The sequence below is a fragment of the Haloferula luteola genome (genome assembly GCF_014201715.1).
Lineage (GTDB): Bacteria > Verrucomicrobiota > Verrucomicrobiia > Verrucomicrobiales > Akkermansiaceae > Haloferula > Haloferula luteola.
The window spans coordinates 195,429-207,902 of record NZ_JACHFD010000007.1 but is presented as its reverse complement, the minus strand read 5'-3'; the positions used below and the strand labels follow the sequence as shown (position 1 = coordinate 207,902).

At 62.0% G+C, this 12,474-nt stretch carries 10 protein-coding genes; 6 read left to right on the top strand and 4 right to left on the bottom strand.

Features of this window, described 5'->3' with window-relative positions:
* Positions 1-27: 27 nt before the first annotated feature.
* Positions 28-1,266 carry a hypothetical protein gene (locus HNR46_RS08950; protein ID WP_184017925.1) on the top strand — a complete coding sequence of 413 codons (1,239 nt, stop codon included), beginning with the start codon at positions 28-30 and terminating at the stop codon, positions 1,264-1,266.
* Positions 1,267-1,455: 189 nt separating this feature from the next.
* Entirely contained in the window at positions 1,456-2,973 is a 1,518-nt protein-coding gene (gene proS, locus HNR46_RS08945) for a proline--tRNA ligase (RefSeq protein WP_184017924.1), read from the top strand.
* A gap of 61 nt (positions 2,974-3,034) precedes the next feature.
* On the opposite strand, the gene lpxD is transcribed toward proS, so the two are convergent.
* Both lpxD and HNR46_RS08935 read right to left on the bottom strand, forming a co-directional pair.
* Complete coding sequence (gene lpxD, locus HNR46_RS08940) at positions 3,035-4,120, bottom strand: UDP-3-O-(3-hydroxymyristoyl)glucosamine N-acyltransferase (protein WP_184017922.1); 1,086 nt, start codon at positions 4,118-4,120, stop codon at positions 3,035-3,037.
* A complete protein-coding gene (locus HNR46_RS08935; RefSeq protein WP_184017919.1) occupies positions 4,077-4,694 on the bottom strand; it encodes an OmpH/Skp family outer membrane protein in 618 nt (205 codons plus the stop codon). Before HNR46_RS08935 ends, lpxD begins: the two co-directional genes overlap by 44 nt.
* Before the next feature lie 119 nt (positions 4,695-4,813).
* Here HNR46_RS08935 and panC point away from each other — a divergent pair, with 119 nt between their 5' ends.
* The 3 genes from panC (at position 4,814) to HNR46_RS08920 (ending at position 8,297) form a co-directional block, all read left to right on the top strand.
* Positions 4,814-5,638 carry a pantoate--beta-alanine ligase gene (gene panC / locus HNR46_RS08930; protein ID WP_184017917.1) on the top strand — a complete coding sequence of 275 codons (825 nt, stop codon included), beginning with the start codon at positions 4,814-4,816 and terminating at the stop codon, positions 5,636-5,638.
* A 141-nt stretch (positions 5,639-5,779) separates the two neighbouring features.
* Positions 5,780-7,393 (top strand): L-aspartate oxidase, encoded by a 1,614-nt coding sequence (nadB, locus tag HNR46_RS08925; RefSeq protein WP_184017971.1) that lies wholly within the window; start codon positions 5,780-5,782, stop codon positions 7,391-7,393.
* Positions 7,394-7,421: 28 nt separating this feature from the next.
* Complete coding sequence (locus HNR46_RS08920; protein WP_221285086.1) at positions 7,422-8,297, top strand: hypothetical protein; 876 nt, start codon at positions 7,422-7,424, stop codon at positions 8,295-8,297.
* On the opposite strand, the gene HNR46_RS21380 is transcribed toward HNR46_RS08920, so the two are convergent.
* Both HNR46_RS21380 and HNR46_RS08910 read right to left on the bottom strand, forming a co-directional pair.
* Positions 8,278-9,939, bottom strand: a complete 1,662-nt coding sequence (locus HNR46_RS21380; protein ID WP_184017915.1) for a transglutaminase domain-containing protein — start codon at positions 9,937-9,939, stop codon at positions 8,278-8,280. The two genes, HNR46_RS08920 and HNR46_RS21380, sit on opposite strands and share 20 nt — an antisense overlap.
* The gene (locus HNR46_RS08910; RefSeq protein WP_184017913.1) at positions 9,936-11,006 is read right to left on the bottom strand and encodes a hypothetical protein; all 1,071 of its coding nucleotides are present in this window, start codon (positions 11,004-11,006) and stop codon (positions 9,936-9,938) included. Before HNR46_RS08910 ends, HNR46_RS21380 begins: the two co-directional genes overlap by 4 nt.
* 138 nt (positions 11,007-11,144) lie before the next feature.
* On the opposite strand from HNR46_RS08910, the gene HNR46_RS08905 reads away from it, so the two are divergent.
* On the top strand, positions 11,145-12,455 hold the full coding sequence (locus HNR46_RS08905; RefSeq protein WP_184017911.1) for a glutamate--tRNA ligase: 1,311 nt from the start codon (positions 11,145-11,147) through the stop codon (positions 12,453-12,455).
* Positions 12,456-12,474: the final 19 nt, after the last annotated feature.

The window sequence follows — 12,474 nt, the reverse complement described above, 5'->3', positions numbered from 1 at the left end:
GTAAGTGCCCCTTCATTTTTTCGATCTTTGAAAGCGCTGATCATCGCCAGCCTCCTCTCCCTCACGCTCGGCCTGCTGATCGGGCGCTGGACCGGACCGGCAGCGATCTCGAGTTCCCCGTCGACTCCGGCGGACGAGCTTCCTTCATCGAATCTTGCCCGGGAAAAAGCACCTCACTCGAAGGTCCCACAACTTCGCAGCCTCCTCGCTTCCGACACCATCGACCAGGAAGCATTCCGGCAAGCCATGGAGGCATGGGATCCCGCCGACTACCCCGAGATCATCGGCTGGCTGGCCGATCAAGGGGGATTGCTGGGCCTGGACTTCCAGAAAAAAAGCTACCTGAAGCATTTGATTCAGAGGTGGTACGCCCAGAACTCCGACGCAGCGCTTGCGTGGATCGCCTCGCAGGCCTCCCCGGACGACCGGCAGTTCTATCATCAAGCGATCGTGGAAGGATTGGGGTTGCAGGACCTTCCTGCAGCGGTGGCCTTCTGGGAGGCTCACTACGATCGTTCCGCGCGCTTCCAACCTTTCTCCTACGACCTCTTCTCACTGGCGGCCCAGCACAGCCCAGAGATGCTGATCCGGCTCTGCCAAGCCAGCGCCAGTCGCCACCAGGGTCCCACAGGAAACCCCATCGACTTCCCTGAAGGTTTCGACTTTCGCAGCTGCATGGACGGCTTCGCTTCCGCCGCCACCTCGTTGGATGAGGATCAAAAGCTCACCATGATCCCTCCGAACTTGATCTACCAATGGAGCCTCGTTGCCCCTCAGGAGGCCTTGGAGTGGGCTCTGGAAACCGAAGGAGCCGGGTGGACTGAGAAACTTCACTATTTCGAGCCCTTGACCCAATTCTTCCAAGGCCTTGCCCAGACCAGCGACACGGTCGGCTATGGAGATTTCCTGGCCGATTTCTACCGGGCGCGCTCCGATACCGACGCTTCTGCCGAGAGGATTTTCAATGCCCTTTCACAGAAGCCGGACAGCGAAACCTTGGACACCTTTCTTGGCTCCGTCTCCCGCGATGCGAATGCCGACGAGGTCATTCGCCAAATCCTCCCCGCCTCGCTCCAAACCACAGGACCCTCTGCGGGAGGGCTCCGTCAGGAATTGTTTGTCCGCCTCTCTCCCGAGGCTCAACGCGCCTTTCTCCGGGAAATCTCAGCCCAATCGACGCGCCCGATAGGATTCAACGAACTTCTTAAGAGTCTGCCTTCGCTCGGATACTCTGAGGAAGAGATCCACCAAGCTGTCGGGCCTTAGGGGACTTGAGCTCCCTGCGCGAACCAGCGCACGGCGGAAGAACCCGCCACCGTGGCAAGCACTTCACCGGTCACTTCCGGATGTCGACTCGTTGGAACGATCCATCTAAAAAAACCGCTATCGACGCCGCTGCGCGTTTCCTCTAATTCCGCGCCGCGCACCGCGCTGATTCTCTAGCCACATCCACCCATGTCCGCTCCCAAGACCGCCATCACTCCGACTCGCGCCGAAGATTTTCCCGAATGGTACCAGCAGGTCATCAAGGCCGCCGACCTCGCGGAAAACTCGGAAACTCGTGGATGCATGGTCATCAAGCCTTGGGGCTACGGCATCTGGGAGCTGATCCAGCAGCAGCTTGATCGCCGCTTCAAAGAAACCGGCCACCAGAACGCCTACTTCCCGCTGCTCATTCCCCTCTCCTATCTCGAAAAGGAGGCCGAGCACGCCGAGGGTTTCGCCACCGAATGTGCCGTGGTCACCCACCATCGCCTCGAAGCTGTCAAAGATGAAGAGACCGGCAAAACCAAGATGATTCCGACCGGTGAGCTCGCCGAACCGTATGTCATCCGGCCGACGTCCGAGACCATCATTGGCGCTGCCTTTTCCCGCTGGGTCCAGAGCTACCGCGACCTCCCGCTGCTCATCAACCAATGGGCCAATGTGATGCGTTGGGAAATGCGGCCACGCCTCTTCCTGCGCACTGCCGAGTTCCTTTGGCAAGAAGGTCACACGGCTCACGAAACCAAGGAAGAGGCCATCGCCGAAACCCGCCTGATGCATCAGGTCTATGCCGAGTTTCTTCGCGACCACCTCGCCATTCCCGTGATCCCCGGCGAGAAGACCGAGAACGAGCGATTCCCCGGTGCCGACATGACTCTCACCGTCGAAGCCATGGTCCAGGACCGCAAAGCGATCCAAGCGGGCACCTCACACTTCCTCGGCCAGAATTTCTCCAAAGCCCAGGATATCTCGTTCACCGGTCGCGATGGCAAAGTCGAGCACGCCTACACCACCTCCTGGGGCGTCTCGACCCGCATGATCGGCACCCTGATCATGGCCCACTCCGACGACGATGGGCTGGTTTTGCCTCCCCGCGTCGCCACTCAGCAAATCATCATCATTCCGGTCACCCCGAAAGAAGACTCCAAGCAGGCAGTCATTGATTGCTGCGAGGCGCTCGCCGAAACGCTGCGCGGAGAACGATTTCATGGTGAGCCGTTGCGCGTTCACGTCGACTCCCGCGACATCCAGGGCGGACAGAAGAAATGGGAGTGGGTGAAAAAAGGGGTTCCCCTGCGCGTCGAAATCGGTCCCCGCGATGTGGAAAGCCGCAAGGTTTGCCTCAATCGTCGAGACCGGGCAGCCCAGGAGAAAGAGTTCCTCGAAAAGGAAGCCTTCATCCGCGACGCCGCGGATTTGCTCCAAGCCATCCACGACACCCTCCTGGAGCGCGCTTCGAGTTTCCGTGACGAAAACATCGTCCCCTGCGATGCATTGGCGACCTTCGAAACCCACTGGGAGACGGAGAACCCGGGTTGGCTGATCACCCCTTGGGCCGGAACGCCCGAGGAGGAAGACGAACTCAGCAAAAAGCACAAGATCACCATCCGTTGCCTGCCTCTTGACCAACAGGATGGCGACGAAGCCCCATGTTTGCTGACTGGCAAGCCGACTCGCCAACGCGCGATCTGGGGCCGCAGCTACTGAGCTCACCGAACGAGCATCTCCGGGAGCACGAGGACAAGCTCTTGCTCCCGGTGCGCAGCCATTACGGATTGGACGAGCCGTCCCATTTCCTCAGCCGCTTGAACAGCTTGGGCAACTGGCGCAGCAACGCCTTTTGCCGCTGCTCATCCATCTGCAGCTGGGCCGGATAACCGCCGTAGGTTTTGTGACCCTCCAGATTCGCGGTCACGCCCGTGCGCGCGGCAAGAATCGCCTGATCGCCCACTCGAACGTGCCCGGCGATGCCCGCTTGCGCGGCGGCAATGACGTAAGCCCCCGTCCGCGAACTCCCGGCAATGCCGCTCTGTGATACGAAAAAATTGTGGGGCCCGATCTGCACGTTGTGACCGACCTGCACCAGATTGTCGATCTTCGAGCCGGTGCCGATCACCGTGCGTCCAAAGCGCGCTCGGTCGATCGTCGTGTTGGCGCCGATCTCCACATCATCCTGAATTTCCACGATTCCAATCTGGTCGATCTTCACGTGTCTCCCGGCGACCGTCTCGTAGCCAAAACCATCCGAACCGATCACAGCTCCGGGTTGAAGGATCACCCGATCCCCAACCAGGCATCGCTCGCGGATCGAAACATTCGCGTGGATCAGGCAATCACGCCCCACCACCACATTCTCGCCGACCACGGCATTGGGGCCGATTTCGGTTCCGTCGCCAATCTTCGCGCCGGCTTGGACCACCGCCCCCGCATGGATGCGGACTCGCTCCGGGTCGAACTGCACGGTCGGATCGACCACCGCACGCTCGTGAATCCCAGGTACAAACACCCGGGCCAGCGATTCGGTGAAATGCTTCACCACCCATCCAAATGCAAAAGACGGATTGTCACAGGCGATCAATGCCAAGTGATCGGGGCCTTCGGTCACTCCTCTTGGCACCAGCACCACGGAAGCTTGGGTTTCCAGGAATTGCTGGCGGTATTTCTCGTTCCCCAGGAACGAAACATCTCCCGGCCCGGCTTCATCAAGAGCCGCAATCCCGGTGATGGAAAGCGAAAGCTCGCCCCGGACGACGTCACCGTCGACCTGCCGGGCGAGCTCGGAAAGAATCAGTTGGCTCACGCAGGGAAGTTCACTCGCCTTCGCCAGACGTGGCTGCCGGAGTCGTGGCTCCATCCTTCGGGGCGTCCTTGTTCAGGTCGACCAACAGCGTCGGAGTGATGTCGGTGGCATCCTTCGTGTAGAGAAGGAATGGCACTTGAGAGGTGCTGAGGCCCGACTTGTCGAACACGTAGTCGTAGTCCTCTTTCTTCGCCTGCTCTTCGACCAGCTTGCGGATTTCCTCAAGGATGCCCTTCATGCGCTGCACCATCTTCTCATTGAGGGCCTGCGTGCGGCGTTGCTGGAACTCACGGCGCTCACGGTCGATGGCGATGCCTTCGTTCTGCTTCATGCCCCAATCCCGCTGGATCTCCTGCTTCTTGGAGTCATTGATCGACGGATCTTCCATCATCTTGCGAAGCTTTTTGAGCTCCTCTTCGATCTCCTGCACGCGGGTTTGGCGCTCATTGAGCTCCTTCTGAATCCGAGCACGCTCAACGTTGACCTGCTGCTGGGCTTCCTCCGTACGGTAGTATTCCTTGAAAAGCTGCTGCATGTCGACCGTGGCGATCTTCAGCTTGGCGTCCTGCGCGAGGGCGGTGCCACCCAAAACGGCGGCGACAAGGAAAGGGGTAAGGCGACGAATCATAAGGTGGATGGGATTTCCCCGCTGGGGTTCCCGGGCACCCTGAACGGATTTCTGGCCCTCGTCAACGTCCACTCCCGGCCCTTGCGGCCAAATTCCTTCGTGACCAAGATCTGCCGCTCATGCGTGTCGTTTCCTCTGTTTGCGAGCTCCGCTCCGCCCTCTCCTCCTCCCCCGTGCTGGTACCCACCATGGGAGCCCTCCACGCCGGCCATCTCGACCTCGTTCAGCGCGCCCGCAGCTCGGCCGGCCCCAAGGGTCAGGTCGCCGTCTCGATTTTCGTCAATCCCATCCAGTTCGACCGCCCCGGAGACCTCCAAGCCTACCCCCGAACCCTCGAATCCGATCTCGAAAAATGCCGCGCAGCCGGGGTTGACCTCGTTTTCACTCCCTCGGCCGACTCGATGTATTTTCCCGATCGCTCAGTGACCGTGATGGAAAGCTCCCTCTCGGCCACCCTTTGTGGCGCCACTCGCCCGGGACACTTCGATGGCGTCTGCACGGTGGTTCTGAAGCTCTTCCATCAATTCCAACCCTCCGCCGCGGTGTTTGGAGAAAAAGACTATCAACAGCTGGCCATCATTCGCCGCATGGTGCGCGATCTCGATGTGCCAGTCGAAATCATCGCCGCGCCCACGGTGCGCGAAATCGACGGCCTTGCGATGTCCTCCCGCAATGCCCGTCTGAGCGAAACTCAGCGAGCCGATGCCCCGCGCATTCGCCGCGCGTTGCTAGCAGCCGCCGAAACCACGGAGCCCACCTTGCTCCTCGCCACCGCCCGCGCCGCCATCGAATCGCCCCTGAACCGCATCGACTATCTGGAACTCGTCGATGCAGAGACTCTGCTGCCAGCAAGCGACCGATCGCGTCCGACACTCCTGGCCACCGCCGTGTTCTACGGCGAGGTGCGGCTCATCGACAATCTCCTGCTCCCTGCCCTCGGATGACCTCAAGCTACCACGTTCGCCCCCTCCCCCCACTTTAAAAACCTTGGCGAATCCGGCTCCTTGGCGGTTCAATCGCCGCCCTCCCCCCTCGTCAACACGGAGCTCTCCGGCAACCAGCCCACCACCGAACCTCGCACTCCCTTGACCACCGACTTTCTCGTCATCGGCTCCGGCATCGCCGGCCTTTCGTTTGCGATCCGTGCTGCCGCTCACGGATCCGTCACCGTGATCACCAAGGGCAAATTGCTCGAATCCAACACCGCGTGGGCCCAAGGAGGCATCGCCTCCGTATTGCCCGAAGGACTTCGCGATCCAGGGGATTCCATCGAATCCCATGTCGCCGACACCCTCGACGCCGGTGCCGGGCTCTGCGATGAACACGCAGTTCGCACCATCATCACCGAAGGCGCGGCCACCATCGAAGATCTCGTCGCCGCCGGCACCGACTTTGATCACGATCAAGATCGCTACGCCCTCGGCAAAGAAGGAGGGCACAGCCACCGCCGCATCCTCCATTCCAAAGACACCACCGGACTGGAAATCGCCACTTCCCTCGTCGAGACCGCACGCCAAACCCCCGGCCTGACACTGCTGGAAGATCACTTTGCCATCGACCTCATCACCACGGGAAAACTCGGCATGGTCACCGACGACCGGGTCCTAGGTGCCTATGTGCTCGATCGCACCACCGGCGAGGTTCAAGTATTCCGCTCCGATCGTGTCATCCTCGCCACTGGCGGCTGTGGAAAAGTCTATCTCTACACCACCAATCCCGATTCTTCGACCGGCGACGGGCTCGCGATGGCTTGGCGGGCTGGCGCGACGATCGAGAACATGGAATTCATCCAGTTCCACCCGACCTGCTTCTACAACCCCGCGGCCAGTGGACCCGAGGCCCGATCCTTTCTCGTTTCCGAAGCCGTCCGTGGCGAAGGGGCGATCCTGATCAACTCCAAGGGTGAAGATTTCGTCAAACGCTCCGACGAACGGGGCTCCCTCGCCCCTCGGGACATCGTCGCTCGGGCCATCGACCGGGAAATCAAGCGCACCGGTGCTCCCTGCGTCTATCTCGACATCACTCACAAACCCGCCGGATTCTTCCGCGATCGCTTTCCCTTCATTCACGAAAAGCTTCTTTCCTTCGGCCTCGACGCCGAAAAGCAACCGATTCCCGTCGTTCCAGCCGCCCACTACCAATGTGGCGGGATCAAAACCGATCTCGACGGCCGGACCACCATCCGCGGACTCCACGCCATCGGGGAAGTGGCATGCACCGGCCTGCATGGGGCCAACCGCCTGGCCTCCAACTCCCTGCTGGAAGCCAACGTGCTTGCCCGCCGCGCCCTCGATCGGATCCTGCGTCATCACGCCCCCGGAAAACCCGTGCCCGATGCCCCGCCCATTCCGGAATGGGAGCACGGTGACACCACCCCACCCGACGAGCAGGTCGTCATCTACCACAACTGGGATGAGCTCCGCCGCCTGATGTGGGACTACGTTTCCATCGTGCGCACCAACAATCGCTTACGCCGAGCCGCCACCCGCCTGCGCAACCTCAAAAAGGAAGTTCGCGAGTTCTACTGGGGCCATCGCGTGAATGCAGATATCCTCGAATTGCGCAACCTCGTCGACGTCGCTTCGCTCATCGTCGATAGCGCGATCCGGCGCCGCGAATCAAGGGGCTTGCACTATACGCTAGACTACCCGCGCAGCGACGACTCTCTGACGAGAAACACTGTGCTGCGGCGGTTCTAGACCGCTCCCCCACGTCGACCCATTCGGAATGCTTCGCCCCATCTTCATCCTCGCTCTCGCCACCTGGCTCCCGCTGCTCTCCAGCGCGGATGCCCAAACGGCTGCCAGTTCGTCGGCGATGCCCCGGGTCATCATTCCCACCGCCCGCCAAACCATCCCGTCCCGCCGCACCCCGGTGGCACCTAACGGCCAGCTTTATCCATGGCGGCAAAACATCACGGCCACCGTGTTTTGGATCGGCGAGCAGCCCACCCAGAACAATCCGGTTCCCAACTGCAAATCTTCCTGGGACCAAAACTGGATGGCCAACTACGGCGGCTACGACAACCCGGAACCTGCCGCCCGCGTCGCCAACCACAACGCCTCCGATTTCCGCCCCAAGGGATTTCTCCCTAAGTTGAATCCCTTCTACATCGCGCTCCCCTACAACGACATCCTGCGTCACGGCGCCCATAAGCCGGAAGCAGCGCGAGTCATTCCGTGGTTCCGCCGGCACAACCCCGAACCCGGAAAAACCGTGCTCAAGGGCCGCTGGCTGCAAATCTACCATGGAGGTCGCAGCTGCTACGCCCAGTGGGAAGACTGCGGTCCCTTCGTCACAGACGATTGGAACTACGTCTTCGGCAATTCCCGCCCAAAAAACCACAACAACAAGGACGCCGCCATCGACATCTCTCCCGCCGTTCGCGACTACCTCGACCTCCAGTCGGGAGAAAAATGCCATTGGCGTTTTGTCGAGGACGCCCAGGTCCCCTACGGACCATGGAAAAAATACGGGCAGCAAAGCCCCGGAGTCACCGCCGATGGCACCGATTTCGAGGCCAAACGCCGTTACCTCGAATACCTCCGCAAACTCCGCGACCAGCAGTACCAGCAGAAGTCGCTCAACGAACTGCAACGTTAAGGCGCTCCCAGGCCCTAACCCGCGTCGCCAAGCTCCGTTCCAGCTCCCGGTCCCGAGGTCGACCTTCATAGCGTATGCCGTAGTGGTACGCCACCAGTTCGTCGGCCCATTCTGGGCGATCGACACCCAATGCCCGCGTCAACTGCCGCAAGGTGACCGCCCGCCCGGCATGCATGCCTCTTTGGCGACATCCCTGCCGAAAGATCGCTTCATAGCGCCCGCCAGGCGATCCTACCCGCCCCTTCTCCCGCTCTGGGAAAACTCGGCGACTCCCGGCCACTACCCCCGCCCACGCGAACAATCCCAGGATCACCGCCAGCACCCATCCCAACAGTCGGCCTCCCCCTTCCTCCTCTCGCCAACCACCACCGTGCACGGGAGCCTGCTCGTCCACCGCTGCCAATGCAGGGCGCCCCGCCTCCGTCGACGGCATCGGGGTCGCATCCATCACCACCCATCCGTAGTTTGGCAACCAAACCTCTGCCCAGGCGTGCGCATCCCTCCCGCGGAAAACGAACCATTTTCCTGACTCGTAGTAAGTCCCCCCTGCCCAGCCATAGACCACCCGCGACGGCACCCCGAGCGCCCTCGCCATCAATGCCGCGGCCGTCGCGAAAAACTCACAATGCCCCCGCCGTTCGTAGAACAAGAAGTTCTCCAACGGATCTCGATCGTCGCGGTTCTCGACCGTCAGAGAATATCGTGCCTGCGCACTCAGGCCCTCGCGCACCCGGCGCAGACCTTCCAAACCGCCCCTATCCCCCGCCCATTGCGCGGCCAGCTCACCGATCCGGCGGCCCAGCTCTCCACCCGCCATTTCCCGATACACCCCATCGGGAGCCTCGCGGACCACCCTTCCACCTGGATCGTCCAAGGTGCGCATTTTAGACACTGCCTCGTAGTCCCGCGCCTCGCCACCCGGCAGGGTTCCTCCCGCTGCGGAGACCACCACTTCGCCCACCCGAACCGCCGTCACCCCTTGAAGGGCCACCAACGGCTGGGAATCCTCGCCACTCCGTCCTAGAAAGACCCGATGCGCCCACCCTCCGCGACCCGAATCGAGCCTCAGCCAGCCGTCATTCTCCGCCATCAAAGATTTTTCCCCTCCAGAAACGGCCGACCATCCTCCCTGACGATATTCCCCCAAGGCAAACGCACTCAGATAGAGCCGATGGGACAATAACTGTCCCTCCTCCCCTTCTGCCCGCAGAAAGACTTCCGGCCGGTTTCCAGGATTCAACCGCGTCCGCTCCGGAAGCGTGCGACGCCCAGCTTCATCCCACAGCCAATTCCCCGTCCGCGGCTGAGGCTGCGGCGTCAAAGCCTCACGTGGTGAGGCCTCCGAATCGTCATGCCAACCGTTCCTTCCCATCGCCTCCCACCACGTCTCCATCCGCACCGGGAGGAAATGGAACCACCCACCCAACGCCACCCACATCCCCAGTCCCACCAAGCGCGTAGGCCAAATCTCACTCCAGCGACGACGCATCGCCTCCCCCCTCCTTCGCGCCGCCCATTTCCAACCCGCGGCCCACACCAGCACCGCCACGGCCACCCTCCCCACCTGCGACCCCTCTTCAGGCCATCCAAGCAGGACGGCCAATGCCCCGAAAAGCCCCGCAATCATCGCCCAGCCCTTCACCGCCGCCCTCCCTTTCTCACTTCAGGACCCCGCGCCACCCGGGCCTCCCCTGCCCATCTCTCCCAGCGTTCCATGGGCACATCCGAAAAAATCCGCAAAGCCCCTGCCACCTCCTGCAGCCGCCCTTCGACTTCGTGGCGCTGCGTCCCCTTGGCCCGTTGCGCCCGCGCCACCACCTCGCCCGCCACCGCCAGATCTCCGCGGCGCGAAATCTCCAACGGCACCCACTCAAGAAAGTCCGCCGTCCATCGCACCACGATCCCGGCATCCACCAAAAGCTCCGTTTCTCCCCACCAAAGAGCGAGCGCCCGTTCGAAGCGGTCCGGCTGGATCAATCCACCCTCCGCCAACGAGTGAAAAATCAACGTCACCTGCTCCACTTCCCCCCCGGGCGGATCCTCCTCCGCCACCAACAACCCTCCACCACTTGCCACCGATCGCAGGCTCTCCGGCCAACGTACCGCCCGTGGGGAATCACCGGGCCGATGCGCTCGCAATCCTCTCCAATCGCCTCGCTCGCCCGTGGCCAACCCTCGCGGTGGAAACGCTTCCCCCCAACCCACCGAGAGCACCTCTCCCGGCAATGGACGCACCCCTCTCGGCAAAACCACCATCTCCTTCGCCCAATCCCCCCGCTTTTCGAAATCGAAAAGCCCCCAAGGATCGGACCATGCCAGGCGCCACCCTAGGTGCGCCCTCACTCCCCGGCGCACCGCGCAAAACCCATCGTCCACCTCCATCTCCTGCCCTGCCGACAACGCCGGAACCCTTCCCCCAAAGGCCACCCCTCCCGGCCCGTCACCCGACAAATCCAACCCTCGCAGCTCCCCGCCCGCCCTTTTGCGCACCCTCATCCGCACCCGGGCAGGCATCCCCACCACCACCACCCGTGGCCCCTCCCACTCCACCTCGATCCCCCTGCCCTGCCAGCGACCCACTACCCAAGCCACCAGCAGCGCCAGCAAACCCGCCAACGCCAAAGTCAGCATCACCCCATTTCCCCACCACAGCCCGGCCACAGCCAGCGTCACCGACGCCGCTGTCCAACCGTAACCGCGCGCACTCATTCCTCCCAATTCCCGCTGGCTCACCGCCCTTGCCAAGCGCCAATTTTTCCCGCGCCCCCGTCATCGCCCACGAATTCCTCCTTCATCCCTCACTCTCAAGTCTTGCCTCCCCCCGCCCGACCTCCTGACTCTCCCCGCATGCAAGTCCGCACCCGATTCGCCCCGTCTCCGACCGGCTACCTCCACGTCGGCGGCGCCCGCACGGCTCTTTTCAACTACCTCTTCGCCCGCAAACACGGCGGCACCTTCGTCCTCCGCGTCGAAGACACCGACCACGCCCGCAACACCGAAGCCGCCCGCGCCGCCATCTTCGACGGCATGCATTGGCTCGGCCTCGATTGGGATGAGGGCGAAGGCCATGGCGGCGACTACGGCCCCTACAACCAATCCGAACGCACCCCCATCTACGACCGTTGGTTCGAGGTGCTCCGCGAAAAAGGTCGCGTCTACGAAGACGACGGCGCCTGGCGATTCCGTTTTGAGCGCAAGCCCATCACCATGACCGATCTGGTCTGTGGCGAAGTCACCATCGACTACACCAACCTCGACAACACGCCTGACATGGTCGTCAAGCGGTCCGATGGCTCCTATGTCTTCCACTTCGTCAATGTCGTCGATGACCTCGAAATGCAGATCACCCACGTCATCCGCGGCGAGGACCATCTCATGAATACGCCCAAACACCTCCAACTCTTCGAGGCCTTTGGCGCGACTCCACCGCAATACGCTCACATCCCCCTCATCCTCAATCCGGATGGATCGAAGATGTCGAAACGAGACGAAGGCGCCGCCGTCGGTGACTATCCCCGGCAAGGCTTCTTGTCCGAGTCCGTCGTCAACTTCCTCGCCCTTCTCGGATGGAATCCGAAAACCGACGAAGAAGTCTTCACCCTGGCGGAACTCGTCGACCGCTTTTCCCTCGAAAACGTCAACCGCTCCCCCGCCCGATTCGACATCGAAAAGTGCGCTTGGCTTAACCAGCAGCACCTCACTCGCCTTTCCACCGAAGCCCTCACCGCCTCGGCCACCCCCTTCGTCGAAAACGCGGGACTGCCCATCAACTCCCGCTTCCCTGCTGCGCTCACCGCCGTTCGCGAAAAAGTCCGCCTGCTCTCGGAAATCCCCGATGCCCTAGGATTCCTGGTCCTTGACGACATCACGATCGACGACGAGCCCCTGGCTAAAGTCCGCAGCCATGATACCGCCAAGCCGCTGCTGAGCGCCCTTGCGGAAACTTTCGCCGGGCTCGACGAATGGACCGCCGAGACCGCCAAGCACGCCATCGGAGACACGGCCAAAGCCCATGGTGCCAAACCCGGACAACTCATGTTCCCCACCCGCGTCGCGCTCAGTGGCAAAGGCGGCGGCCCAGACCTCGGCGACATTCTCGCCATCCTTGGCCAGGAGGAGTGCGTTCGCCGCCTTCATCACTTCACTAACACCCTCTGACCGGCCCGCCGCCCTCGCA